Raw genomic sequence first — 24,400 nt, 5'->3', positions numbered from 1 at the left:
CGCGGTCGCGCGCTGGCTGCGCGAAATCCCAGGAAAAGTGGGAACCGGTTTTCCGTCCGGGATTTGCTCTGAAAATAGGCGCTCACGCCAGCGAGCTTCGCTCGCGGCTGCGCAAATCCCAGGAAAAGTGGGAACCGGTTTTCCGTCCGGGATTTGCTCTGAAAATAAGCGCTCACGCCAGCGAGCTTCGCTCGCGGCTGCGCGGGCGCGGCCACGAGCGTTTCCAGGCGAAGTGGACACCGGTTCGCCGTCCGGAAACGCGTGAGATAACGGCCGACGCGCGGTCGCGCGCTGGCTGCGCGAAATCCCAGGAAAAGTGGTCGTTGTCCCGACCACGAACGACCACGCCCATAAAATCGCCGTGCTGTTGCGAAACTCCATCGAGGCGGAACGGGTTACAGGCGTGACGAATGGATCCGGTTCGTTTCACAGGAGCTGACAAATGACGATCAAGCGCACGGCATCGGCCGCCTGGAGCGGTGGACTGAAGGATGGGCGGGGCAAGATCTCCACCCAAAGCGGAGTTCTGAAAGATCAGGTCTACGGCTTCAACACCCGCTTCGAAGGCGAACCGGGCACCAACCCGGAAGAGCTTCTGGGCGCGGCCCACGCCGGCTGTTTCACCATGGCGTTGTCGCTCGCGCTCGGGGAAGCAGGGCTGACCGCCGAATCGCTGGAGACCAAGGCAACCGTATCGCTCGACCAGGTCGACGGCGGTTTTGCCATCACGGCCATTCACCTGGCCTTGACCGGCCGGGTGCCTGGAACGGACGCCGACACGTTCCAGACGCTTGCCACCAAGGCGAAGGAAAATTGCCCCCTCTCCAAGGTCGTGAACGCCCAGATCAGCCTCGAGGCCACGCTGGAAAAGTAGGCGCTCCCAAAGGCGCACAAGCGGCGCCCCACCTCATCTTAGCTGGGGAGGGGCGGCGCTATTTTAGAAAGACTTTGATCTCGCATGTCGACCCCGGCGGCGAGTTGGACTAGACTCGGTCCGCGCGTCACCCGCGAAGGCCGATATGCGACTTTCACAACAAACCAACAATGCGATTCGCATTCTCGTCTGGTGCGGACGCCATCATCCGGACCTGACGCCGATCACCGAGATCGCCCGGTTGGCGGGGATTCCGGAAGCCTATGCCTTCAAGCTGGTCAATCTTCTGACCAAGACGGATCTCGTCAAAACCGTTCGCGGCCGCGCCGGCGGCGTCCGGCTTGCCCACCCGCCCGCCGATATTTCAATCGGGGCCGCCGTGCGGGCGCTCGAATCGTTCGAGACAAGGGACGAATCGGAAGGGATCACCCCGCTGATGGACGGCGCGTGGGAGGCCTTTCTCGCCCACCTGGACAGTCATTTCCTCAGCGACTTCATCGAAGGCACGGACGTGACCGTCGTGCGGCCTCAGGACGCCAGCGAAGACGGCCCGTCCGACACCAAGCGCACCGCCGTCTGAGGCAGGACGAACGGCGTGCGATCCGCAGGCAGCGCGCCGGGCGAAAGCCTGACCTGGAACACGTCGGCCAGCATCGTTTCCGTGACCACCGTCTCCGCCGGCCCATCGGCATAGATTCGGCCGCCGCTGATGGCGACGATTCGATCCGCCCAGGCGACCGCCAGGTTAAGATCGTGCAGAACCGCCACGACAGCACCGCCGCGTTTGGCGTGATCGCGGGCGACGTCGAGAACCGCGAGCTGATGCGCCAGATCCTGGCTCGCCGTGGGTTCGTCGAGGAACAGGAGCGGCATGGCGCCCTCCCCTTCCGCCGCCCAGAGCTGGCACAGCACCCGGGCAAGCTGGGCGCGCTGCTTTTCGCCGCCCGACAATGTGTCGAAGCTGGCATCGGCGAGCGCTGAAAGTTCGACGGTTTGAAGCGCCCGCCCGACCAGGGCCGCCCGCGCCGGGCCGGAAAGCGGGAAGGCCGGCACGGTAATCCCGAGCTCCGCGACTTCCCGCACCGAGAAAGGAAAGGTCAGCGTCGTCGCCTGGGGCAGCACCGCCCGCCGACGCGCGAGGATGGCGCGGGAAAGCCGCGCCACGTCCGATCCGTCGAGTTGGACCTGTCCAGTGTCAGGGTTGAGTTCGCCAGTCAGCACCTTCAACAGCGTCGACTTGCCGGCTCCGTTCGGGCCGATCACGGCGATCGTCTTTCCGGGCTCGGCGGAAAACGCCACGTCCCGGATCAACCAGCGTCCGCCCCGTCGAAGCCCAAGGCCTTCCGCAATCAGCATAAGATCACCCGAGCCCGCCGCGCCGGCGCATCAAGAGCCACAGAAAGAACGGCGCGCCGAACAGCGCCGTCACGATACCGATCGGCAATTCCGCCGGCGCCACGATCACGCGCGCGACCGAATCGGCGGCAAGCAGCAGCGCACCACCCAAGAGCGCACTGCCCGGCAGCACGTAGCGATGGTCCGGCCCGGTGACGAGCCGGACGATATGCGGCACCACGATCCCGACGAAACCGATCACGCCGGACACCGCAACCGCCGCCCCGACCGCCCCGGCGACCCCGACCATGGCGATCCGCTTCGCCGTCTCCGTCTCCACACCCAAATGGCCGGCCTCCGCCTCGCCCAGGAGGAAGCCGTTCAGCACCCGCACCAAATAGGGCATCAGCACCAGCGCCGCGACGAGGAAGGGCAGCGCAGCGCCGATCTTCTGCCAGGAGGCGCCCCCGAGACTACCCAGCGACCAGAAGGTCAGGTCGCGCAGTTCCCGATCGTCGCTGCCGAACACGATGATGCCGGTGATCGCGCCCGCGAGCGCGCCAAGCGCGATGCCGGCCAGCAGCAGGGTCGCGATCGAGGTGTAGCCCGCGCGCGTGGCGAGCTGATAGAGCAGCGCTGTCGCGATCAAGCCACCGACAAAGGCACTGATCGGGACCGCGAACGCCCCCAGCGCATCCACCACCGGGGCCAGCAATCCGTCGCCGAGCGCGATCACCGCCACCGCCGCCAGCGCGGAGCCGCTCGACACGCCGATCAGTCCCGGATCGGCCAGCGGATTGCGGAACAAGCCTTGCATCACCGCACCGGACAGCGCCAGCGCGGAGCCTACCAGAAGCCCCATCGCGGTGCGCGGCAGCCGGATCTCCAGGATCACCAGCCGTTCGCGCACCTCTTCGGTGGTCATGGGTTCGATGCCGCCCAGATAGGAGGCGACGACGCGCGGCACCGCGTCCAGCGTGATGCCGGTCGCCCCGAGGGAGAGAGACAGAACGACGGTCGCAAGCATGACCACGCCCGCCGCCGCCACCATGGCGCCCGCAATCGGCCGGGCGCGGCGGGTAGCCGCCGGAGGCGCGATCCGGCTTTCGGCCCGTGCCGTCACTGGGCGGCCTCTTCCCCGCCAAGCTCCGGATAGAGCATGCGCGCGAGGGTAGACGCGGCATCCGGTGTGCGCGGGCCAAAGCCAAGCAGGAATTGCCCATCCATGGTGATGAGCTCGCCGTCCCGTCCGGCCGGAGTGAGGCGGAAGGCCGGAGTCGACAGGATATCGGAGACCTGGTGGTTGCCGCGGTTCATCATCAGGACCGCGTCGGGTGCCGCGGCAACCACGGCCTCTTCGCTCATCGGCTTGTAGCCGGTTAGACCATCGGCGGCGTTCTTGGCGCCGGCGAGTGCGATGATCGCGTCGGCAGCGGTCTCGCTGCCTGCGACCAACGGCCGCCCGTGCTGCATCGACATGACGAACAGCACCCGCTTCGGCGTCTCGATCTCCGCGCGCAGCGCATCCAGCTCCTGGAAGCCTTCCGCAACCTCTTCTGCGAGCGTTTCGGCCTTCTCCTGCGCGCACATGGCCGCGCCGAGGCTGCGGATCCGCTCAAGCACCCCGTCCGCGCTCGGCTCCTCGCTGATATAGAGCAGCGGCACCGACGATTTTTCCAAAACGTCGAGCACTTCCGGCGGTCCGGAGCCTTCCGACACCAGAAGCAGCGACGGCGACATCGACAGCACCCCTTCCGCCGAGAGCGCGCGCATATAGCCGATGTCCGGCTTGTCCTCCAGCGCCCGCGGCGGGAACTGGCTGGTGGTGTCGACGGCGACGATATCGTCCTCCAGGCCGAGATCGTAGAGGATCTCGGTGATGGTGCCGCCGATCGCAACGATCCGGCTGCGATCTAGCGTGTCGTCGGCACCGCAGGAGGGCAGCGCCATGATTTCCTCCGCCTTTGCCGGTGCCGCAGCGGCCAACAGGCTCACCAGCGCGGCAAGCGCCCAACGGGATGCGAAAGGCGGCCAGGAAGCCGGAAGCGGGCGCTCCGGCGCACGGTCGGGAAGTCCATTCAAAGCGAACGAGAACATTGCAAACCTGCCGATCGTCAGGGCTATCACTTGGTCAATATGAGGCGCCGTCGCGAGGTGATGCGCAACCGATAGACATCGCCATCGAGCACGATTTCGGCCTCGCCGCGCGGACCGCACAAATCTTCCGCCGACCAACGATATGGCTCTTGCTTCTCATCGTGCGACGGGGCCGCGTTGCGACCTTGTGTCATGTCCTTGCCCTTCGGAGGGCATGACGCGTCTCCAGACACCGTGGAACCCTTCTAAGTTGTTGCATCTTCGACACAAATTTTAGCAAGCGCTCATTGTGCGTCGCGACATTGTTGACTCAATTAGTCCATGTTTCTACCGTCCGCAACGTTCCTATTCGGAATGACTTGCAATTGAAAAAGGCAAGCCAGCGACGGCGCTCCCGCTTCAGCCAGCCAGCCGCAAAAAACGATTTCCTCAGTAAGAAGGGCTGGCCCGATGGTATCTGGCATTTCGAGGAGCGTGCTTCTCGCCTCTGCCTCTGCGATCCTCATGACTCAGGCAGCTGCGGCCCAGGACGCGGTCGTCCTGGACACGATCACCGTGTCGACCACGACCGCAACGCGCACCGAAGGTGCTGCCTACGATGCCCTGTCCGGCTCCACCGTGGTGACGCGCGACCAGATGGAGACTCAGTTCGAACCGAGCCGCATCTCCGACGTGCTCGACACGATGCCGGGCGTTTGGACCGACATGAACGCCGACGACCCGGCAACCGCGGTCAACATCCGCGGCCTGCAGGACTTCGGGCGCGTCAACGTCATGATCGACGGCGCACGCCAGAACTTCCAGCGCACCGGCCACAACGCCAACGGCATGTTCTACATCGACCCGGAGATGGTGCGCGCCATCGACGTCACCCGCGGCCCGACCTCGACCATCTACGGTTCGGGCGCGATCGGCGGCGTGGTCGACTTCCGCACGCTGACGGCGGACGATGTCCTGCGCGGCGACGAGACGGTCGCCGGCCGGCTGAAGGGCACCTACGAGACCAACAGCAACGGCGGGAGCATCCATGGCGAGGCGGCCGCGCGTGTCGGCACCGCCTTCGATGTGGTCGGCGCGGCGACCTGGGGCGACTGGGGCACGTATTCCGACGGCGCCGGCAACGACATCCCCAACTCCGGCTACGACCTCAAAAGCGGCCTGATCGCCGCCCGGCTGCGACCCGCCGACGGCCACGAGATCACCGCCTCCGGCATGGTCTACAACTCGACCTACGACCAGGGCACCGCGACGGAGTACGACAGCGATACGACCGCCGAGACCTACCGGGTCAAGTACCGCTACCAGCGTCCGGACGACAACATTTTCGACTTCTCCGGTCAGGTCTATTACACCTCGACCCAGACCGATCAGACCATCACCCAAGTGCCGAATTATTATCCTCGGCCGAGCGTGGGCTCTGAGCGCAAGTTCAAGATTGAGACCACCGGCGCGGACGTCTTCAACACTTCGCGCGTCGCACTCGGTGCCACCGATCACGCGATCACCTACGGCTTCGATGCCTTCCGTGACGAGGTAAAGACCAGCGATCCCGATCCGTTCGGCGCCGCCGACCAGTTCACACCGCCCGGGAAGCGCAACGTCTACGGCGCTTACATCCAGGACCAGATGTCGGTCGGCATTTTCGATTTCGTCGGCGCATTGCGCTACGACGGCTACGATCTCGACGGCCAGACCACAAGCAGCGACGGCGACCACATCTCACCGCGTATCACCGTCGGCGTTACCCCGCTGGAATGGGTCACCCTGTTTGCGACCTATGCGGAAGCCTACCGCGCCCCGTCGCTCACCGAGACGACCTGGACCGGCTCGCATCCGCCGGTAGGCGGCGCCCCGCCGTTCACGTTCCTGCCGAATGCGAACCTGGAGCCGGAAACCGGCCACAACGTCGAAGGCGGCGTGAACGTCCGCTTCGACAACGTGATCGCCGAGGGCGACCGGCTGCGAGGCCGCGTGATGGGCTACTACAACCGCGTCGACAACTATATCGGCTCCGTCGTGGTGCCGTTCTCGTTCCGGCCGGGAGCCGCGTGCTCCAGCCCGCCCTTCTGCTACCAGTACCAGAACATCAGCCAAGCCAACCTTTGGGGCTTCGAAGCCGGCGTCGACTACGATGCGGGCCGCTGGTTCGCCGGGCTGTCGGGTACCATCTCGCGCGGCACCGACGACGAGACCGGCGAGACTCTCGACACCATCCCGCCGGACCGTCTGATCCTCTCCGGTGGCTTCCGCGCCTTCCAGCAGCGCTTGACGGCGGGTGGTCGCCTCAACCTGGTGGCGGCTCAGGACGATGTTTCGCCGGACCTCCAGTCCGACGCCTATGCGGTGCTCGATCTCTTCGCCAGCTATGAAGTCGACGACAGACTTTCCGTTGGCCTCAATATCGACAACGTTTTCGATACGTATTATGAGCCATTCCTGGATGCTGAAGCCGCTCCCGGGTTCAACGCAAAACTGACACTCGACTTGCGGCTCGGCGGAAACCTCAACAAGTCAACCGCTACTTATTAGAAGGATTCTTGAAAGCATGTTCATCGCCATGAACCGCTTCAAGGTTTTGCGCGGCGAAGAGAAAGCCTTCGAGGAGGTTTGGCTCGGCCGCGAGGTCCACATCGACCAGGAACCCGGCTTTGTCGAGTTCCACCTTCTGAAAGGGCCGGAGAAAGAGGATCACACCCTCTATTCGTCCCATACGGTGTGGGAATCCCGTGAAGCGTTCGAAGCCTGGACTCGCTCGGAAGCCTTCCGCGAAGCCCATAAGGGCGCCGGAGAGCGCAAGCCGCTCTATATCGGCCATCCCGAGTTTGAGGGCTTCGAGACGCTGCAGACGGTGAAGCCCAAAGTGGCCGCAGCCGAATAGGAGCATGCGCCTGTGGCCTGGCGCGCCCTCGCGGGCAGCGATCGGGCGAAAACGGAGCGCTGGCACCGGCGGGGATCCTGACCTTCCCGCCGGTGCCGTCTTGTCGAAATCGGCCGGCATCCGCGATGCCGGCTTCACGAGTTTTCCGGACTTCGGGTCCCTTCCGATCGTGTGGATGCACGCGATCGACGAGAAACGGGCCCGGATTCAAAGGCTTGAGCAATTCCCGTTCGGATCCTCCCGACCTGAACGGCGAGCGCTCCAGTAGACGACAGCAAAGAACCGTCATGGACGTGACCCTACTGCCTTTTAGCGCCGACATGCTCCTTCCCGAGGCTGGCGCGAGCCACGATCTGAGCCCGATCGGGATGTTCATGGCCGCCGACATCGTGGTGAAGGCGGTAATGATCGGCCTCGTGATCGCTTTCCTCGTCACCTGGACCGTGTGGCTGTTCAAGACGATCGAACTGGCCGGCGCCCTGTCGCGCACCAAACGGTCGCTGCGGGCGATCGACGCGGCGTCGACCCTCGCGGAGGCACGCAACGCACCAGGCCCGAGCCGTACCGTGGCACGCCTGATCGCAGCCGCGGAGATCGAGATCGAGCAGTCGGCTGGGCTCGCGCCGTCCGGCATCAAGGAACGGGTGGAAAGCCGGCTGGTGCGGCTTGAAGCCGCGACCGCCCGCGGAATCGGCTACGGCACCGGCGTGCTCGCCACCATCGGCGCGACGGCACCGTTCGTCGGCCTGTTCGGCACCGTCTGGGGCATCATGAATGCCTTTATCGGCATTGCGGAAACCGAGACCACGAACCTGGCCGTCGTCGCCCCCGGCATCGCCGAGGCCCTGCTTGCGACCGCGCTCGGCCTGGTCGCCGCGATTCCCGCCGTGGTGATCTACAACCACTTCTCCCGCAAAATTTCCGCCTACCGCGCGCTTTTGGGCGACGCGACCGCAGCGATCCTGCGGCTCGTCGGGCGCGATCTCGACCGGTCTCCCGCCTCCCTGTTCGCGATCGCGGCGGAATAGGAGGCAACTGATGGCGATCCGGCCGACCGACGGCGACGACCTCCAGGAAAATCACGAGATCAACGTCACGCCGTTCATCGACGTGATGCTGGTGCTCTTGATCATCTTCATGGTCGCAGCCCCGCTCTCCACGGTGGATGTCGGGGTGGACCTGCCCTCTTCCACGGCGCAGAAAACCCCGCGACCGGACACGCCGTTGATCGTCACCATCCGTGAGGATCGCTCGCTCTATCTCGGCAACGATCCGATTTCGGCGGCGGGCCTGCGCGCCGCGCTCGACATGGAAACCGAAGGCGATCGCGAGACCCGCGTGTTCCTGCGCGCCGATCGCTCGCTGCGCTACGAGGACGTCGTCACGACGATGAATCAGTTGCGCGACGCCGGATATACCAAGCTGGCACTGGTCGGCCTGGAAGCAGTGCCTTCCCCGGCGGATCAAGCCGAGGCGCCGGCCGGCGAGGCACCGGCGGCCACACCTCCGAGCCAATAGGAGCTGGGCAAAGCCGATGGCGAGCACCCGGTTCATGGAAAAATCAAAGGAAATCGCGGCACGCGGTCGACGCGCGGGCGGTAGCCCGCGCGGCAAGTCCGCTGTCGACCCGATCCACCAAGGCGGTTCCCGCGGCCTGAGAACACTGGGCTGGACGGCGAGCTTCCTCCTGGTCTTGGGCGCCTCCACCGCGCTGGCAACGGCCGTCTTGCTGCGGCCCCAGGACCCGCCGGACGTCGCCGCGCTGGAATCGGCGATCATGGTCGAGCTCCCACCTGTGGAGAGCCAGAGCGAGGCCAGCGAAGACGCCGTCGATTCCACGAGTTCGGCCGGCGCTCCGATGGCCACCCCGGTGGAGACGCCGCCGGAGGAGATCACCGACGTCGGAACGCCGGACGTCAGCGAAGCACCCCCGGAAGACGAGCCGCCGGCCCCGACACCGCCGAACGAGGAGGTTGCGGACACGCCGGAGCCGGCCGAGCCGGAGGAGATTGCCGAGGCGGAGACGGCGCCCGAGCCCGTTGTCGAAGCGGAGCCGGTGGAAGAGCCGATCGAAGAGCCCGCCGAGACCGTTCCTGACCCCGTCCCGCCCGAGCTGACCGAAGCGCTGGAAGAACCCGAACCCGCGCCCGAGCCGGTCGAGACCGTGGAAGAGATCGCCGAGCCGGAGGACGTCACCGAACCGGTCGAAGTCGCAGAGCCGGAGCCGGTGGTCGAGCCTCAGGAGCCGTTCGTCCCGACCTGGGATCCGAACATCGCCGAAGCCCTCGAGGAGCCGACCCCCAAGGTCACCGAGGCGCCGGAGCCAGTCGAGGAGAGTGAGCCGGAGCCGGTCACCGAGGAGTTGGCGGAGCCCGAAAGCGAGGTCGTTTCGGTTCCCCTGCCCCTGCGCAGGCCACCGCCCGAGCCGATCGCCACTCCGGAAGAGATGGCCGAAAAGGCGGAGCGCGCCTTCGAGGTGCCGCAGACCAAACCGGAACCGACACCGGAAATGCGCGCCGTCCTGGAAAAGGAGCGGCAGCGGATCGCGGCGGCGGAGGCGCGCGAGCGTGAGCGCCGGGAGGCGCAGCAGCGGGCGGAAGCGGAGCGTCGGGCGGAAGCCAGACGCCAGGCGGAGGCGCGCCGTGCCGCCGAGCGCGCGGAACGGCGGCAGGCTCAAAAGCAGGCAAGCAGTCGTTCGGCCTCCGCCCAGCGCGGCAACCCGGCTCCGCAAGCTCGCCAGGCCGCTTCGCGCGCGCAGGTCGCCGCGGCGCGCAACCGCTATCATGCGCAAGTGCGTCGCGCGATCGAACGCCAGAAGCGCTATCCGGTTCAGGCGCGCCCGGCGCAGGGCACCGCCAGGGTGAGCTTCACGGTCGTAGGATCCGGTGGCGTGACCGGGGTGCGCCTCGCGGGCGGAACCGGCAACTCCGCCCTCGACGCAGCCGCGCTGTCAGCGGTGCGCAGCGCGCGCATTCCGCCGATCCCGAGCGAACTGGGAACGTCGAGCCTGTCGTTCACGGTGCCGATGAATTTCTCGATTCGGTAATGTAAATCCCGTGAAAAGCGAGGACCGGTTTTGCTTGGTCAGGCATCGCCGCGGCGGCGGCTCTCCAGCTCCGACCACAGGCTGAGCACCATCTCGTCATAGTCGAACCGGGTCGACAGATCGGCGCACGGCCGGATGCCGATCAGATCCAGACCCGCCGTCTCCAGGGCATAGATGCGGTCTAGGCAGGAGGCCGCCGACCCGACGACGAGAAGCCGGTCGAGAACCGAATTGGGCAGAATATCGGTGTCGACCTCCGCTCCCCGCTCCGACAGCCGCGCACGGACGGCGTTGACCGTCTCCGCTTCGATCCCGTGCATGTCGGCCGTTTCGCTATCGAAATTGGCGACCTGGCGCGCGAGATAACGCCGCGTCGAACCGTAGATCGGACCGGTATCGTCGGCGGAAAGCACCAGACTCCAGGCGACCAGGCGCACTGTCGTCGGGTCTCGGCCTACCCGCTTTGCGCCCTCGGCAATCCATCCGCGGATGGTCCGCACCGCCTCCGGCGTCGCGACATTGGCGACCACAACACCGTCGGCGATCTCGCCGGCAAGCCGCACCGCGTCGGCATCCGCCGCCGTCACGTGGACCTCGACCGGCTGCGACGGCAGGAGCTTCAGGCTGGCCCGATCCAGACGGTAGGCTGGGGTCTGGCAGCTCACGGTCTCGCCCGCCCACAGCGCCCTCAGCACGGCCACGGCCGAGCGGAGCTGATCGCGATCGTCTGCAGGCGAAATCCCCATCTGCCGATGCGCCCGCGGGGAGGCAGGCCCTAATCCGACAACGATCCGGTCGTGGCGGAGATCGGACAACACCGCAGCGGCCTGGGCGATATGCATCGGATGGCGCACCCAGGGATCGACGAGTACGGCGCCGAGGCCGATATGCGCAGTCGCGGAGGTCAAGGCTCCGAGCAGAACGAAGGGATCCGCATAGCCGGTGTCGTCGACCACCCACAGATGATCGATGCCGGCACGTTCGGCGCGCTGTGCAGACGAAAGAAATTCCGAAGCGGCTTCTTTCGGGAAGACGGAGAAGGAGAACTGCATGGCCGGCCTTTGGACACTCCCTCCGAGGCACTGCCGAAACCACCATTCCGGATGGATTGGATATCGAAATCCTACCATCGGAGACCAATCTTGCGCGAACCTGACGCTCACGCCTCAAATCCGGAAAATTTGCGTCGCGAATGAGGCAAAGGCGGAAGAGCCCAAATAGATAGTTTGATTCAAAACGAGTTGCCGACGCCCAGTCGATGCCATATAGCTTCGCCTTGGACCAGGATCGCGGGACGCGAAAATTCGGTTGCAGGCCAGATGGATAAGACCGCCAAGCCGAGACAAAGCGCGCATAACGGCCAAGTCGAACCCTCCGACGGGATCAAGCTGGGGCCTTTGGAGCACGCGCTCGGGTTTCACCTTCGGCTTGCGCAAAACGCATCGTTCAAAACATTCAAGCGCCACACCGGCGAGAGCGACCTTCGCCCGGGCTGGTTCGCGGTCTTGAACATCATTCATCACAATCCCGGCATCACGCCGATTTCGCTCAGCCGGGCATGCGGGCGCGACAAGTCGACGATCACGCCGGTTCTGCGCGATCTCCTGCGCGAAGGCATGATCCGCCGCGGCCAGATCCCGACCGACCGGCGCAGCTATGCGCTGTTCCTGACCCAAGACGGCGAGGACAAGCTCGCCCATCTCGCCGCCTGCGCGGCCAAACACGATGAAGAGCTCGACGAGATCGTCGGCGACAAGAAAGACGAGCTGATCCGGCTGTTGCGCCGGATCGTGACCGTTCTCGAATGAGGAAGCGTTTCCAAGCCCATGTACACGACCAGCACGGCTTTCCTCGAAGCCCTGACAGAGGCGGGTATTTCCCACATCTTCGCGAATTTCGGCAGCGACCACCCAGCCTTGCTGGAAGCGATCGCGGAGGCGCGGGCAAGCGGACGGCCGATCCCGACCGTGATGACGGCGCCCAACGAAATGGTCGGCATGTGCGCCGCCCACGGCTTCGCCCAGGTCAGCGGCAAACCGCAACTCGTCCTCGTCCACGTCGAGTGCGGCACCCAGTCGCTCGCCGGCGCGGTCCACAATGCCGCTCGCGCCCGCGTGCCCATGCTGGTGTTCGCCGGTGCGTCGCCCTTTACCCAGGACGGCGAACTGACCGGCAGCCGCAACGAGTTCATTCACTGGCTGCAGGATGTCCACGATCAGCGCGGGATCGTGCGCGGCTACATGAAATATGACGCGGAAATCCGCACCGGCCGGAACGTCAAGCAGATGGTCCATCGGGCGCTGCAGTTCGCCACCTCCGCCCCCAAGGGGCCGACCTATCTGATGGGCGCGCGCGAGGTCATGGAGGAAGAGCTTGCCGCTTCGGTCACGATCGACCCCAAGCAGTGGAAGCCCGTCGATCCGGGGGCTCTGACGGCGAAGGCGATCGCGCGCATTCTGGACGGCATCGACAAGGCCGAGCGGCCTCTGCTGGTGACCTCTTTTGCCGGGCGCAATCCGAATGCCGTTGGCGAGCTGGTCCGCTTCTGCGAGCGGTTGGGCATCGGCGTGCAGGAATCCGCGCCGAGCGCCCTCAACATTCCCCACGACCATCCGCTCTATCTCGGCAACCAGTGGAACGAGCCGCACCAGAACAAGGCGCTGGCCGAAGCCGACTTCGTGCTGGTCGTCGACAGTGACGTGCCGTGGATCCCGACCATCAACCGCCCCGCCGAAGGCGCGCCGATCGTGCACATCGACGTCGACCCGCTGAAGGAGGCGATGCCGCTTTGGTATATCGGCGCGGAGGAATCGGTGCGCGCCGATGCCGAGACGGCGCTGGCCCAGCTCAACGCCGCTCTCGACGCGCGCGCGATCGACGCCAAGAAGGTTGCCGCCCGCACCGCGCACTATTCCGCCCAGAGCAAGGCCCGGCGCGCCGCGCTGGCGGAGAAGGAGACCCGGAGCGAGGGGCTGATCACGCCGGAATTTCTGACCGCCACGGTGCGCAAGCACATCGATCCGGAGGAAACGATCGTGCTCAGCGAAGGCATCACCAACTACACGGTGATCGCCAATCACATGCGGATGACGGCGCCGGGGTCCTACTTCGCCAGCGGCGGCAGCTCGCTCGGCTGGAGCGGTGGCGCCGCGATCGGCTCCAAGCTCGCCGCACCCGAAAAGACGGTCGTCGCGCTCACCGGCGACGGCTCCTACATGTTCTCCATTCCTTCGACAGTGCACTGGATGGCGGCGAAATACGAAACGCCATTCCTGCAGGTCGTCTACAACAACCGCGGCTGGAAGGCGCCGCGCTTCTCCGCTCTTGCCGTTCATCCGGAAGGTTACGCCTCCAAGGCGAACGACCTGGACCTTTCGTTCGAGCCCTCCCCCGCCTATGCCGATATCGCTGCGGCAGCCGGCGGCGCGTTCGCCCGCAAGGTGGACCGACCGGAAGACCTCGATGCGGCGGTCAAGGAAGCGCTCCACGTGGTGCAAACCGAGAAGCGCTGCGCCGTGCTGGACGTTTGGCTCTCGCCTGTCTGATCCCCTCGCGCCTTTGAGCAATGCAAAGCCAATCCATTCGGCTTGGGCGCGACGACGGAAAACGTGTCCGGACCACCGGACCATCACGAGAAGGAAGCACGCCATGGACATTTCGATGCTGATTGCCGGTGCGGACGAAGCCGCGGCTGACGCCGGCACCTTCGAACGCAAGAACCCGGTCTCGGGCGAAACCGCGACCCGCGCCCCGGCGGCGAAACCGGCCGATGTGGACAAGGCCGTGGAAGCCGCCGCAGCGGCCTTCCCCGATTGGTCCGCAATGGGGCCGAACGCCCGCCGCGCGGTCCTCAACAAGGCGGCGGATGCGCTGGACGCGGCCACGGGCGAGTTCGTCCAGCTCGGCATGGCCGAGACCGGCGCGACCGGCCCCTGGATCGGCTTCAACGTCATGCTGGCCACCAATATGCTGCGGGAAGCGGCGGCCATGACCACCCAGATCTCCGGCGAGATCATCCCGTCCGACAAGCCGGGGACCATCTCCATGGCGATGCGCGAGCCGGTCGGCGTTCTGGTCGGCATGGCGCCGTGGAATGCGCCGGTCATCCTGGCAGTGCGCGCCCTGGCCCTTCCGATCGCCTGCGGCAACACGGTGGTTCTGAAGGCCTCTGAGATGTGCCCGGCAACGCACCGGCTGATCGGCAAGGTTTTGACCGACGCCGGCCTGCCCAAGGGCGTCGTCAACGTCGTCACCCATTCCGCCGAGGACGCGCCGGCGGTGGTCTCCGCCCTGATCGCGCACCCGAAGGTCAAGCGCATCAACTTCACCGGCTCCACCCGAGTCGGCCGCATCATCGCCGAACAGGCCGGCAAGCACTTGAAGCCCGTGCTTCTGGAGCTCGGCGGCAAGGCGCCGCTGGTGATCCTCGACGACGCCGACATGGAGGGCGCGGTGAATGCCGCCGCCTTTGGCGCCTTCATGAACCAGGGCCAGATCTGCATGTCGACGGAGAAGATAGTGGTCGACGAGAAGGTCGCCGACGAATTCGTCCGCAGGTTCGCCGAAAAGGCCGCCTCGCTGCCCTATGGCGATCCGAGCGGACACGTTGTGTTGGGTTCCGTGGTCGACCGGGCCACGGTGGAGAAGGTCGATGCGCTGATCAAGGACGCCGTGGAAAAAGGCGCGGACGTCGTGACCGGCGGCGCAACCGACTCCACCATCATGCCGGCGACCGTGGTCGACAAGGTAACGCCGGACATGCGGCTCTATGGCGAGGAATCATTCGGGCCGGTCGTCTGCGTGGTGCGGGCCAAGAACACCGACGACGCCGTTCGCATCGCCAACGACACCGAATACGGCCTGTCAGCCTCCGTCTTCGGCAAGGACGTCCAGCGCGCGCTCTCCGTCGCCAAGCGCATCGAGTCCGGCATTTGCCACGTCAACGGGCCGACCGTTCATGACGAGGCGCAAATGCCGTTCGGCGGCGTGAAAGCCAGCGGCTACGGCCGGTTCGGCGGCAAGGCCGGCATCGAAGCCTTCACCGAGCTGCGCTGGATCACCATCGAAGACGCCGGCCAGCACTATCCGTTCTGAACCCGGAACGACAAGAACGGAGGTCGTCGCTTCGTCGTCGACCTCCGCTATCCTTCCCTCGATCGCAACCGAAGGATAGTTGGCACCAAAACCAGCCTGGACAGATCAGGTCTTTCCGGAGACAGTGCGAGAGAGGATACTGACGGCAACCGGTGCGCGCAGAAGCGCCGGACCGACCGCCCGACAAAGCGGCGGCGACAAGAGGGAGCAACGCGATATGAGAAGACGTGATTTTCTGCTGGCTTCGGCCGGCGTCCTGGCTGCGCCGATGATCCTGCGCGGCAAGGCGTTCGCGGCGGATCCGGAATACACTTTGAAGCTGCACCACTTTCTCGGGCCGAAGTCACCCGCCCAGACCCAGATGCTGGAGCCTTGGGCGAAAGCGATCGAGGATGGCACCGGCGGCAAGGTGAAGATCGAGATCTACCCCTCCATGTCGCTCGGCGGCGCGCCACCCCAGCTGTTCCGGCAGGTGGCCGATGGGGTGGTCGACATCGTGTGGACCGTGAACGGCTACACGCCGGGGCTGTTCCCGCGCTCCGAAGCCTTCGAGCTTCCGACGATCTTCACCAACGACATCGCGGCGACGAACCTCGCGATGCGCGACATGTACGACGACTATCTCGCGCCGGAGTATGACGCCGTTCATCTGCTCTTCAATCATGTGCATGCCGGCCAGGCCATCCACATGGCGAAGGATCCCGTCCACACCATCGAGGATACCCAGGGCAAGAAGCTCCGCGTTCCCGGCCCGACCGGCAATGCCGTCGTCAAGGCCATGGGCGCCACGCCGGTGACCATGCCGGTGCCCGACCTGCCGCAGGCGCTTTCCACCAGCGCCGTCGATGGCGCGCTCATCCCCTGGGAGATCATTCCTGCGCTGAAGCTGCAGGACGTCACGAAGTATCAGATCGAAGGGCCGGACAAGACCCGCTTCGGGACCACCACCTTCCAGGTGTCCATGAACAAGGACCGCTGGGAATCCTTGCCGCCGGAGATCCAGGAGGTCTTCACCAAGGAATCGGGCGACGCCTGGCTGAAGCGGGTTGCGGAGATCTGGCGCACCTCGGACGACAAAGGCATCCAGATCGCCATTGATGCGGGCAACGAACACATCGTGCTGACCGACGAGCAGATGGCGGGGTTCAACGACGCGCTTTCGCCAGTCGTCGATCAGTGGGCGGCGGAGCACACCGACTTTGATTCCAAGGCGCTCGTGGACGCCGCCAAGGCCGCGATCGACAAGAACAAGTCTTGAGCACCGAGAAAGCCGATCCGGGCGTGGCCACCGCGCCGCGCCCGGACACTCCCCTTGCCAAGGTGATCGCGGGGCTGTCCCGCGTGATCGTGTTCTGGGCGCTTCTGGGCGGCCTGGGCGCCTGTGCGCTCGCGCTCATGACCACCTATAGCGCGGTCTCCAACCTCCTGTTCGCCGCGCCGTTTTCCGCCGACTACGAGCTGATGAAGCACGTCATCGCGGTCGTGATCTTCATGTTCCTGCCCTATTGCCAGCTCGTGGGCGCCAACGTCACCGTCGACATATTCACCGAGGGCATGAGCGAGGCGAAAAAGGCGGCGATGGGGGTGTTTTCCTCCCTGTTCGCAATCGCGTTCTCGCTCTTGCTGCTCAGGCAGATGTGGCTCGGCATGTGGAGCTATGTGCGCTACCCGGAGGTCACTCCGGTGCTCCAGTTGCCGCTTTGGACGGCGTTTCCACCGATCCTGGTCTCGCTCGGGCTGCTCCTGATCGCGAGCCTGATCACCTTGATCGACGGCATCCGCGCCGCGCGCGGCCGCGCGCCCTTCACCCATCACACCCCGTTCCAGACCGCCGAATAGGGCCCCATGGACAGTCTCGCGCTCGGCCTCGTCGGACTGGTCGTTCTCCTCGGCCTGATCGCGATCCGCGTTCCGATCGCCTACACCATGATCCTGGTCGGGATCGGCGGCACCTGGATTCAGTCCGGGCCGTTGATCCTCTTGAACCAGCTCAAGGATCTCGCCTACGCCCAGTTCTCCAACTACGATCTGTCCGTCCTGCCGATGTTCATCCTGATGGGTGGGCTCGCGTCCCAGACTGGACTGTCGCGGGATCTGTTTCGCGGAGCCAATGCTTGGCTCGGCCGGTTTCGCGGCGGCGTCGCCATGGCCGCGATCGCCGCCTGCGCGGGCTTCGGAGCCTTGTCCGGCTCCTCCACGGCTACCGCCTCCACGATGGGGTCCGTCGCCCTGCCGGAGCTCCGGCGCTACAGGTACGCGCCTTCGCTGGCGACAGGCACCATCGCCGCCGGTGGCACGCTCGGCATCCTGATCCCGCCATCGGTGGTGCTGATCGTCTACGCGATCATCGTGGAAACCAACATCGTCACGATGTTCGCCGCCGCCTTGATCCCCGGCATCCTTGCCGCGCTCATGTTCCTGATCACGATCGCGATCTATGTGCGCGCGGTTCCCGCCTCCGGGCCGGAAGGCCAGAAAGTTCCCGGCAGCGAGCTCTGGAGCGCGACCCTCGGGCTGGTCCCGGTCATCGTGATCTTCGGGATCGTCATCGGCGGCATCTACGCCGGCATCTACAACCCGACACCGGCCGCGGCGATCGGCGTGTTCCTGGTCGCCGTCTACGGCATCGTACGCGGCAAGCTCTCCTGGAGCGGCTTCAAATCCGCGCTGCTCGACACCGCCCGCATGAGCGGCATGATCTTTCTGATCCTGCTGGGCGCGGAGCTTCTAAAGATCTTCATGGCGCGCGCCGGCGTGCCACAGGCGGCCGCCGACTTTCTCCAGACCAGCGGGCTCGGAGCCTTCGAGATCCTGGCTTTGGTGATCGTGGTTTTCCTGATCTTCGGCTGCCTGATGGATTCGCTGTCCATGGTGATCCTGGCGATCCCGTTCTTCTGGCCGGTCATTGCCGGGCTCGATTTCGGGCTGTCGCCGGAGGAAACCAAGATCTGGTTCGGCGTGGTGATCCTGGTGACGGTCGAGCTGGGCCTGATCACACCACCGGTCGGCCTCAACGTCTTCATTATCAACTCGCTCGCCAAGGATGTGCCGATGCGGCAGACGTTCAAGGGTGTGATGCCCTTTTTCGCGTCGGAGATCGTGCGGATCATCCTGCTCGCCGCCTTTCCGGCGATCACTCTGGCCGTGCCACGCCTGCTTCAATAGTCGCCGCGCTGTCGGCGATCGGAGCGGCCGTCAGCAGCTCGATCAAGGCGCGCTGCGCCTTGGTCTGATGCCGATCGGGATGGCGAACCGCCGCGAATTCGCGCTCCGGCAGATCCACCGGAAGCGCCTTCAGCCGCCCGGCAGCAAGCTCGCGCGCCACCACATGCTCGGAAATGACGGTTGCCCCGGCGCCCGCCTCCACCGCCTCGCGCACCGCCTCGTTGGAGGGCAGCACCAGAAACACCCGCAGGCGCTCCATGTCCGCGCCCTCCGCCTTCACGAACGCCTCAAACGAGTCCCGCGTGCCCGATCCCGCCTCGCGGATCACCCAGGAGATCCGCTCCAGATCGAGCCGGCCTCCGTCGCGCTCCGGCGGGGCCGGATGGTCGGACGCCACCACCAGCACCAGTCGATCGACACCGACCGGCTGACGGATCAGCGCGCGGTGCCGGGTCGGCCCTTCCACAAGGCCGAGATCCGCCGCCCCTTCCGCGACCGCCGTTTCCACCTGACTGGTGTTGGCGATCGTCACATCCAGACGGACACCCGGATAGCGGGCGTGAAAATCGGCAAGTCGACGCGGCAGCCAGTAGGTCGCAATCGTCTGACTCGCGGCGATCGACAGCGCACCGACGGTCAGCCCCGACAGATCCTCCAGCACAGAACGGGCCGTCGCCGCCCGCTCCAAAACCGCGCGCGCCTCCGGCAGAAAGCGCCGGCCGGCCTCCGTCAGCTCGATTCGGCGGCCGAGCCGGTCGAACAATGCCGTGCCGTAGCGCTTCTCAAGCGCCCCAATCGCGGCCGACACCGCCGACTGGGTCATGCTGAGGCTTTCGGCCGCGCGGGTAACATGGCCCCGCTCGGCAACGGCAACGAAGATCTTGAGCTGGTCGAGCGTCATACCCCTTTAGAAACAAAATCGATCAAAACGACAATGATTATTCGTTGGATCGATTGATCCATCTTGGAGATCCTCCAAGCTTGAGTCGATTGCGGAAGCAGGGAGACGGATTTCCCGCCCGCGTCCCGCTCCAACAAGGGAAGCGCCCCGGATGACGGCCGAGCCGAAAATTGCCCTGTCGCCGAAGGTGTCCGATGAGATCCGCCGGACCACCTGCTACATGTGCGCCTGCCGCTGCGGCATCAACGTGCACATGCGCGACGGCAAGGTCCGCTATATCGAGGGCAATCGCGACCATCCGGTGAACCGGGGCGTGCTGTGCGCCAAGGGCTCGGCCGGCATCATGCAGCACTATTCGCCCGCCCGGCTGCGTGCCCCGATGATCCGCACCGGTCCGCGCGGCTCAGGCGAGTTCAAGGAGATCTCCTGGGAAGAAGCGCTCTCCACCGCGGTGGAGTGGCTGGAGCCGATCCGAAAGAACGATCCCAAGAAGCTTGCCTTCTTCACGGGCCGCGACCAGAGCCAGTCGCTTACCTCCTGGTGGGCGCAGCAATTCGGCACGCCCAACTATGCCGCCCATGGCGGTTTCTGCTCCGTCAACATGGCAGCCGGCGGGATCTACACGCTGGGGGGCGCGTTCTGGGAGTTCGGCGCACCGGACTGGGAGCGCTCGCGCTATTTCATGATCTTCGGTGTCGCCGAGGACCACGATTCCAACCCGATCAAGCTCGGCCTTTCCAAGCTGAAGAAGAACGGCGCCAAGGTGGTCGGCGTTAACCCGGTCCGCACCGGCTACAACGCGATCGCCGACGAATGGGTGGGCATCACGCCGGGCACCGACGGGCTGTTCATTCTGGCCCTCGCCCACGAGCTGGTGCGCACCGGCAATGTCGATATCGATTACCTGATCCGCTACACCAACGCGCCTTGGCTGGTGATCGCCGACGAAGGCGCAAGCGAGGGCCTGATCGCCCGCGATGACAACGGCGATCCGCTGATCCTCGATCGCAAGACCGGCGCGATCCGGCCCTCCGGCGACACGGATGCCGCGCCGGCGCTGAAAGGAACGGTCACGCTGGCCGACGGCAGGCGCGCTCGGCCGGTGTTCGAGCTTCTGGCGGAAAAGGTGCTCGCGCCGGAGCACGCCCCGGACAAAGTCGCGGAGACCTGCGGGATCTCCGCCGCCACCATCCGCCGGATTGCCGCCGAGATCGCCCACGCGGCCTTCCAGGAGGAGGTTGTGATCGATCAGCCGTGGACCGATATGCGCGGCGTCCGCCACGAGAAGATGATCGGCCGGCCGGTCTCCTTCCATGCCATGCGCGGCATCTCCGCCCATTCCAACGGTTTCCAGACCTGCCGGACACTGCATGTGCTGCAGCTTTTGATCGGCTCGGTGGAGACGCCCGGCGGCTTCCGCTTCAAGCCGCCCTACCCCAAGCCTGTCGACAGCCATCCGAAGCCGCATTGCGGCGTAACGCCGGGCAAGCCGCTCGACGGCCCGCATCTCGGCTATCCGATGGGGCCGGAGCATCTCTGCCTCGACGACGACGGGAACGCGGCGCGCATCGACAAGGCCTTCACCTGGGAGGCGCCGCTTTCCGCCCATGGCATGATGCACATGGTGATCGCCAACGCCCATGCGCGCGATCCCTACGGCATCGACGTCCTGTTCATGTACATGGCCAATATGGCCTGGAACTCGTCGATGAACACGCGCGGCACCATGGAGATGCTGTCGGCGACGAACGACGACGGTTCCTATGTCATCCCGAAGATCATCTATTCCGACGCCTATTCCTCGGAGATGGTCGCCTATGCCGACCTGATCCTGCCCGACACGACCTATCTGGAGCGCCACGACTGCATATCGCTACTCGACCGGCCGATCTCGGAGCCGGATGCGGCCGCCGACGCGATCCGCTGGCCGGTGGTGGAGCCGGACCGCGACGTGCGCGGCTTCCAGTCGGCGCTGATCGATCTCGGCGCCCGGCTCAAGCTGCCCGGCTTCGTGACGGAGGACGGCGCGCCGGCCTACCGCGACTACGCCGACTATATCGTGAACCACGAGCGCCGGCCCGGCATCGGCCCGCTTGCCGGCTGGCGCAACGACGACGACCGTCCCGGCCGGGGGGCGCCGAACCCCGACCAGCTTCAGCGCTATATCGAGAATGGCGGCTTCTACACCGCCCACATCCCCGACGAGGCGCAGTTCTTCAAGCCGTTCAACGCCGCCTATCAAGAGTGGGCGGTGGGCATGGGCCTGTTCGATAAGCCGCAGACCACCGTCTTCAACCTCTATTGCGAACCGCTGGCGAAATTCCGGCTTGCCGCCAAGGGCTATGGCGACCGGCAACCGCCCGACCATCTGCGCACGCGTATTCTGGAGACGTTCGACCCCCTGCCCGCCTGGTATCCGCCGTTCGAGGGCGAAATGGTCGATGGTTTCCCGATCCACGCGATTACCCAGCGCCCGGCGGCGATGTACCATTCCTGGGGCTCGCAAAATGCCTGGTTGCGCCAGATCCACGGTACCAACCCGCTCTACGTACCGGGCGCGATCTGCGATGCCCACGGTCTTCAGGACGGCGACTGGGCTCGGCTCACCTCCCATCACGGCACCATCAAGGTGCCGATCAAGCGGATGGACGCGGTCAATGCCCACACGGTCTGGACCTGGAATGCGATCGGCAAACGCTCCGGGGCCTGGGCGCTCGACAAAAACGCGCCCGAGACGACCAAGGGCTTCCTGCTCAACCACCTGATCCACGAGCTCCTGCCGCCGAAGGGCGACGGCCAACGCTGGTCGAACTCCGATCCGATCACCGGCCAGGCCGCCTGGTATGATTTGCGCGTGAAGATCGAAAAGGCGGAGCCCGGCCCCTTCAGCGAACCGCACCTGCCGGCGCAGGCCTCGCCCGTCGGCGTCGGCCCCGACGATCTCGCCTACGGGGAGGAATGGACATGACCACGCTTCCCGAAACCACGGAGAAGAAGCTCGGACTCGTTATCGACCTGGATACCTGCGTGGGCTGCCATGCCTGCGTGATCGCCTGCAAGGAGTGGAACACCGGCGGCTACGGCGCGCCGCTCTCCGATCAGGATCCGTATGGCGACGCTCCGTCCGGCTCGTTCCTCAACCGCATCCACACCTTCGAGGTGGCGCCCGCCGAAAGCCGCTGCGGCGGCGCGGCCTCGAGCGCCCAGATCGTTCATTTTCCGAAATCGTGCCTGCATTGCGACGACGCACCGTGCGTCACGGTTTGTCCGACCGGGGCAAGCTACAAGCGCTCCGCCGACGGCATCGTGCTGGTCAACGAGGACTGGTGCATCGGCTGCGGGCTGTGCGCCTGGGCCTGTCCCTATGGCGCCCGCGAAATGGACGCGGACGCCGGCGTCATGAAGAAATGCACGCTCTGCGTCGACCGAATCTACAACGAGAACATTCCGGAGGTGGACCGGGTGCCCTCCTGCGTGCGCACCTGCCCCGCGAACGCCCGCCATTTCGGCGACCTTGCCGACCCGGAGTCCGAGGTCTCCAAGCTGGTGGCGGAGCGCGGCGGCGTGGAGCTGATGCCGGAACAAGGCACCAAGCCCGTCAACCGCTACCTGCCGCCCCGGCCCAAGGCGGACATCGACGCGCCGGATAAGATCGACCTCGCCGCGCTCTGCGAACCGGAGGCGACCGGTTTTCTCGGCTGGCTCGACCGAGCGCTGGAGAAGCTCGGATGAGGAGCCATTTTGATGAGAAACGACAGCCCGAAACTCCGCGCATTCCCGCGAAGGCCACAGAGGCTTGCTCTTGGCAAACACCTTTTACTCCGCTCATTCCCGCGAAAGCGGGAATCCATAGGGCGGCAGAGCCGATCTCTGCGGGACTGACCGCGTGGGCTTTGGTAGCATTCAGGATCAGAAACGGCTCCGCTGCTCCGGTTCGTCGAAAGTCAGCATGGATTCCCGCTTTCGCGGGAATGAGCGGAGGATGGGGGACCGGTGCGGGTCGAGCGAAACGCCGTGACAGCGGGATGTTTCTCATCAAACGGGAGACCATCTGATGCATCCGGCCCCCTCCATCATCGTCTTCACGACGCTGTCCGGCATCGGGTTCGGGCTGATGGTCTGGCTCGGGCTGGGGCTCGGGCCGGACGGGATCGTCTTTGCCCTGCTGGCCTCCGGGCTTGCGCTGGCGTTCGCCTCCATCGGCCTGCTGGCCTCGCTCGGCCATCTGGGCAATCCTCAGCGCGCCTGGCGTGCCCTCTCCCAGTGGCGGACGTCCTGGCTCTCGCGCGAAGGCGTGGTCTCGATCGCGACCCTCATCCTGTTCGGCCTCTACGCGCTCGCCTGGGTGGTTTACGGACAGCGCACGCTCTGGCTCGGGCTGCCGGCCGCTGCCGGTGCGGTCGTCACCATCTATTGCACCTCCATGATCTACGGCTCGCTAAAGGCCGTGCCGCGCTGGTCTAAGCCGCCGACCTCGCTCCTGTTCCAAGCGATCGCGCTCGCCGGCGGGGCGCTGACCCTCTCCGCGCTCGCCCCCGTCTCCGGCGCGCCGGAACCGACGCTCCTGACACTGGCCGAATTGATCATGATCGCCGCCGCGGCAACCTGGCTGTTTTGGAGCGCGCGGGCGGCCGATGTCCGCCTCGACGCAGACGGCTCCAGCCCGGAGACGGCGATCGGGCTTCCCGGGATCGGGCGGGTGCGGCTGCTGGAAGCGCCTCACACCTCGCCGAACTATCTCATGAAGGAGATGGTGTTTCGGATCGGCCGACAACGAGCGGCGGCGCTGCGCCGCGTCGCCCTCGTGCTCGGCTTCGTGCTGCCGTTCTTCGCAATCGCGCTGGTGCTTGCCGTCCCCGCGCTATGGCCGGTCCTGCTGGTCGCAATCCCGGTCCATCTCGCCGGCATTGCCGCCTCACGTTGGCTGTTCTTCGCCGAGGCCCAGCACGTCGTTTCGCTCTATTACGGCCACCGCGCCTGAAAATCCCGAAGCCAGCGCGCGACCGCGCG

23 protein-coding genes are annotated in these 24,400 nt (G+C 65.7%); 16 read left to right on the top strand and 7 right to left on the bottom strand.

The annotated features are described in order from the left end of the window. Nucleotides 1-215: hypothetical protein (locus HNS03_RS21310; protein WP_367198074.1), on the bottom strand; the 215-nt coding region annotated here is incomplete at its 3' end. A 227-nt stretch (nt 216-442) separates the two neighbouring features. On the opposite strand from HNS03_RS21310, the gene HNS03_RS21305 reads away from it, so the two are divergent. After that, nucleotides 443-874 (top strand): OsmC family protein, encoded by a 432-nt coding sequence (locus tag HNS03_RS21305; protein ID WP_367198073.1) that lies wholly within the window; start codon nt 443-445, stop codon nt 872-874. Nucleotides 875-1,019: 145 nt separating this feature from the next. Then, a complete protein-coding gene (locus HNS03_RS21300) occupies nt 1,020-1,454 on the top strand; it encodes an Rrf2 family transcriptional regulator (protein WP_367198072.1) in 435 nt (144 codons plus the stop codon). Here HNS03_RS21300 and HNS03_RS21295 read toward each other — a convergent pair. The 4 genes from HNS03_RS21295 to hemP are packed head-to-tail and all read right to left on the bottom strand — an operon-like array spanning nt 1,403 to nt 4,500. Further along, a complete protein-coding gene (locus tag HNS03_RS21295; protein WP_367198071.1) occupies nt 1,403-2,230 on the bottom strand; it encodes a heme ABC transporter ATP-binding protein in 828 nt (275 codons plus the stop codon). The two genes, HNS03_RS21300 and HNS03_RS21295, sit on opposite strands and share 52 nt — an antisense overlap. A gap of 4 nt (nt 2,231-2,234) precedes the next feature. Then, nucleotides 2,235-3,332 carry a FecCD family ABC transporter permease gene (locus HNS03_RS21290; RefSeq protein ID WP_367198070.1) on the bottom strand — a complete coding sequence of 366 codons (1,098 nt, stop codon included), beginning with the start codon at nt 3,330-3,332 and terminating at the stop codon, nt 2,235-2,237. Then, nucleotides 3,329-4,306 carry a hemin ABC transporter substrate-binding protein gene (locus tag HNS03_RS21285; protein ID WP_367198069.1) on the bottom strand — a complete coding sequence of 326 codons (978 nt, stop codon included), beginning with the start codon at nt 4,304-4,306 and terminating at the stop codon, nt 3,329-3,331. Before HNS03_RS21285 ends, HNS03_RS21290 begins: the two co-directional genes overlap by 4 nt. 26 nt (nt 4,307-4,332) lie before the next feature. Continuing rightward, the gene (gene hemP / locus HNS03_RS21280; RefSeq protein WP_367198068.1) at nt 4,333-4,500 is read right to left on the bottom strand and encodes a hemin uptake protein HemP; all 168 of its coding nucleotides are present in this window, start codon (nt 4,498-4,500) and stop codon (nt 4,333-4,335) included. 310 nt (nt 4,501-4,810) lie between these two features. Between hemP and HNS03_RS21275 the strand changes: the two genes are divergently transcribed. The 5 genes from HNS03_RS21275 (at nt 4,811) to HNS03_RS21255 (ending at nt 10,230) form a co-directional block, all read left to right on the top strand. Continuing rightward, nucleotides 4,811-6,835, top strand: coding sequence for a TonB-dependent hemoglobin/transferrin/lactoferrin family receptor (locus tag HNS03_RS21275; protein WP_367198067.1), 2,025 nt, complete (start codon nt 4,811-4,813; stop codon nt 6,833-6,835). 16 nt (nt 6,836-6,851) lie between these two features. Continuing rightward, a complete protein-coding gene (locus tag HNS03_RS21270; RefSeq protein WP_367198066.1) occupies nt 6,852-7,184 on the top strand; it encodes an antibiotic biosynthesis monooxygenase in 333 nt (110 codons plus the stop codon). Between the two features lie 287 nt (nt 7,185-7,471). Further along, on the top strand, nt 7,472-8,212 hold the full coding sequence (gene exbB / locus HNS03_RS21265; protein WP_367198065.1) for a tonB-system energizer ExbB: 741 nt from the start codon (nt 7,472-7,474) through the stop codon (nt 8,210-8,212). 10 nt (nt 8,213-8,222) lie between these two features. Beyond that, complete coding sequence (exbD, locus tag HNS03_RS21260; protein WP_367198064.1) at nt 8,223-8,702, top strand: TonB system transport protein ExbD; 480 nt, start codon at nt 8,223-8,225, stop codon at nt 8,700-8,702. Between the two features lie 34 nt (nt 8,703-8,736). Then, nucleotides 8,737-10,230, top strand: a complete 1,494-nt coding sequence (locus HNS03_RS21255; RefSeq protein WP_367198063.1) for a TonB family protein — start codon at nt 8,737-8,739, stop codon at nt 10,228-10,230. 38 nt (nt 10,231-10,268) lie between these two features. On the opposite strand, the gene HNS03_RS21250 is transcribed toward HNS03_RS21255, so the two are convergent. Then, nucleotides 10,269-11,282 (bottom strand): LLM class flavin-dependent oxidoreductase, encoded by a 1,014-nt coding sequence (locus HNS03_RS21250; protein ID WP_367198062.1) that lies wholly within the window; start codon nt 11,280-11,282, stop codon nt 10,269-10,271. A gap of 267 nt (nt 11,283-11,549) precedes the next feature. Between HNS03_RS21250 and HNS03_RS21245 the strand changes: the two genes are divergently transcribed. The 6 genes from HNS03_RS21245 to HNS03_RS21220 all read left to right on the top strand — a co-directional run bounded on the left by HNS03_RS21245 (nt 11,550) and on the right by HNS03_RS21220 (nt 18,489). After that, complete coding sequence (locus tag HNS03_RS21245; protein WP_367198061.1) at nt 11,550-12,038, top strand: MarR family winged helix-turn-helix transcriptional regulator; 489 nt, start codon at nt 11,550-11,552, stop codon at nt 12,036-12,038. Between the two features lie 18 nt (nt 12,039-12,056). Beyond that, nucleotides 12,057-13,775 carry a thiamine pyrophosphate-requiring protein gene (locus HNS03_RS21240; RefSeq protein ID WP_367198060.1) on the top strand — a complete coding sequence of 573 codons (1,719 nt, stop codon included), beginning with the start codon at nt 12,057-12,059 and terminating at the stop codon, nt 13,773-13,775. Nucleotides 13,776-13,878: 103 nt separating this feature from the next. Continuing rightward, entirely contained in the window at nt 13,879-15,324 is a 1,446-nt protein-coding gene (locus tag HNS03_RS21235) for an aldehyde dehydrogenase (RefSeq protein ID WP_367198059.1), read from the top strand. A gap of 217 nt (nt 15,325-15,541) precedes the next feature. Next, a complete protein-coding gene (locus HNS03_RS21230; RefSeq protein ID WP_367198058.1) occupies nt 15,542-16,582 on the top strand; it encodes a TRAP transporter substrate-binding protein in 1,041 nt (346 codons plus the stop codon). Then, on the top strand, nt 16,579-17,163 hold the full coding sequence (locus HNS03_RS21225; RefSeq protein ID WP_367198057.1) for a TRAP transporter small permease: 585 nt from the start codon (nt 16,579-16,581) through the stop codon (nt 17,161-17,163). The genes HNS03_RS21230 and HNS03_RS21225 overlap by 4 nt, the downstream gene beginning before the upstream one ends. Before the next feature lie 6 nt (nt 17,164-17,169). Then, nucleotides 17,170-18,489: a TRAP transporter large permease gene (locus tag HNS03_RS21220; RefSeq protein WP_367198056.1), complete on the top strand. Its 1,320-nt coding sequence runs from the start codon at nt 17,170-17,172 to the stop codon at nt 18,487-18,489. Here HNS03_RS21220 and HNS03_RS21215 read toward each other — a convergent pair. Beyond that, nucleotides 18,458-19,390, bottom strand: coding sequence for a LysR substrate-binding domain-containing protein (locus HNS03_RS21215; RefSeq protein WP_367198055.1), 933 nt, complete (start codon nt 19,388-19,390; stop codon nt 18,458-18,460). The genes HNS03_RS21220 and HNS03_RS21215 overlap by 32 nt on opposite strands. 151 nt (nt 19,391-19,541) lie before the next feature. Between HNS03_RS21215 and HNS03_RS21210 the strand changes: the two genes are divergently transcribed. The 3 genes from HNS03_RS21210 (at nt 19,542) to HNS03_RS21200 (ending at nt 24,371) form a co-directional block, all read left to right on the top strand. Further along, nucleotides 19,542-22,358: a molybdopterin oxidoreductase family protein gene (locus tag HNS03_RS21210; RefSeq protein WP_367198054.1), complete on the top strand. Its 2,817-nt coding sequence runs from the start codon at nt 19,542-19,544 to the stop codon at nt 22,356-22,358. Continuing rightward, nucleotides 22,355-23,122 (top strand): 4Fe-4S dicluster domain-containing protein, encoded by a 768-nt coding sequence (locus HNS03_RS21205; protein ID WP_367198053.1) that lies wholly within the window; start codon nt 22,355-22,357, stop codon nt 23,120-23,122. Before HNS03_RS21210 ends, HNS03_RS21205 begins: the two co-directional genes overlap by 4 nt. Nucleotides 23,123-23,444: 322 nt before the next feature. Next, nucleotides 23,445-24,371: a dimethyl sulfoxide reductase anchor subunit family protein gene (locus tag HNS03_RS21200; RefSeq protein ID WP_367198052.1), complete on the top strand. Its 927-nt coding sequence runs from the start codon at nt 23,445-23,447 to the stop codon at nt 24,369-24,371. Nucleotides 24,372-24,400 lie beyond the last annotated feature (29 nt).

The sequence above is a fragment of the Amorphus sp. 3PC139-8 genome, from assembly GCF_040750475.1.
Lineage (GTDB): Bacteria > Pseudomonadota > Alphaproteobacteria > Rhizobiales > Amorphaceae > Amorphus.
The sequence above is the reverse complement of the archived record's forward strand: the minus strand, read 5'-3'. Positions and strand labels throughout refer to the sequence as shown.

Excerpts from the sequence above, each read along its gene's own strand:
- HNS03_RS21220 (WP_367198056.1), top strand. The coding sequence starts at position 17,170 with ATGGACAGTCTCGCGCTCGGCCTCGTCGGACTGGTCGTTCTCCTCGGC.
- HNS03_RS21255 (WP_367198063.1), top strand. The coding sequence starts at position 8,737 with ATGGAAAAATCAAAGGAAATCGCGGCACGCGGTCGACGCGCGGGCGGT.
- HNS03_RS21245 (WP_367198061.1), top strand. The coding sequence starts at position 11,550 with ATGGATAAGACCGCCAAGCCGAGACAAAGCGCGCATAACGGCCAAGTC.
- HNS03_RS21205 (WP_367198053.1), top strand. The coding sequence starts at position 22,355 with ATGACCACGCTTCCCGAAACCACGGAGAAGAAGCTCGGACTCGTTATC.
- HNS03_RS21295 (WP_367198071.1), bottom strand. The coding sequence starts at position 2,230 with ATGCTGATTGCGGAAGGCCTTGGGCTTCGACGGGGCGGACGCTGGTTG.
- HNS03_RS21270 (WP_367198066.1), top strand. The coding sequence starts at position 6,852 with ATGTTCATCGCCATGAACCGCTTCAAGGTTTTGCGCGGCGAAGAGAAA.
- HNS03_RS21250 (WP_367198062.1), bottom strand. The coding sequence starts at position 11,282 with ATGCAGTTCTCCTTCTCCGTCTTCCCGAAAGAAGCCGCTTCGGAATTT.
- HNS03_RS21235 (WP_367198059.1), top strand. The coding sequence starts at position 13,879 with ATGGACATTTCGATGCTGATTGCCGGTGCGGACGAAGCCGCGGCTGAC.
- HNS03_RS21300 (WP_367198072.1), top strand. The coding sequence starts at position 1,020 with ATGCGACTTTCACAACAAACCAACAATGCGATTCGCATTCTCGTCTGG.
- HNS03_RS21200 (WP_367198052.1), top strand. The coding sequence starts at position 23,445 with ATGCATCCGGCCCCCTCCATCATCGTCTTCACGACGCTGTCCGGCATC.
- hemP (WP_367198068.1), bottom strand. The coding sequence starts at position 4,500 with ATGACACAAGGTCGCAACGCGGCCCCGTCGCACGATGAGAAGCAAGAG.
- HNS03_RS21305 (WP_367198073.1), top strand. The coding sequence starts at position 443 with ATGACGATCAAGCGCACGGCATCGGCCGCCTGGAGCGGTGGACTGAAG.
- HNS03_RS21230 (WP_367198058.1), top strand. The coding sequence starts at position 15,542 with ATGAGAAGACGTGATTTTCTGCTGGCTTCGGCCGGCGTCCTGGCTGCG.
- exbD (WP_367198064.1), top strand. The coding sequence starts at position 8,223 with ATGGCGATCCGGCCGACCGACGGCGACGACCTCCAGGAAAATCACGAG.
- HNS03_RS21215 (WP_367198055.1), bottom strand. The coding sequence starts at position 19,390 with ATGACGCTCGACCAGCTCAAGATCTTCGTTGCCGTTGCCGAGCGGGGC.
- exbB (WP_367198065.1), top strand. The coding sequence starts at position 7,472 with ATGGACGTGACCCTACTGCCTTTTAGCGCCGACATGCTCCTTCCCGAG.
- HNS03_RS21285 (WP_367198069.1), bottom strand. The coding sequence starts at position 4,306 with ATGTTCTCGTTCGCTTTGAATGGACTTCCCGACCGTGCGCCGGAGCGC.
- HNS03_RS21240 (WP_367198060.1), top strand. The coding sequence starts at position 12,057 with ATGTACACGACCAGCACGGCTTTCCTCGAAGCCCTGACAGAGGCGGGT.
- HNS03_RS21210 (WP_367198054.1), top strand. The coding sequence starts at position 19,542 with ATGACGGCCGAGCCGAAAATTGCCCTGTCGCCGAAGGTGTCCGATGAG.
- HNS03_RS21275 (WP_367198067.1), top strand. The coding sequence starts at position 4,811 with ATGACTCAGGCAGCTGCGGCCCAGGACGCGGTCGTCCTGGACACGATC.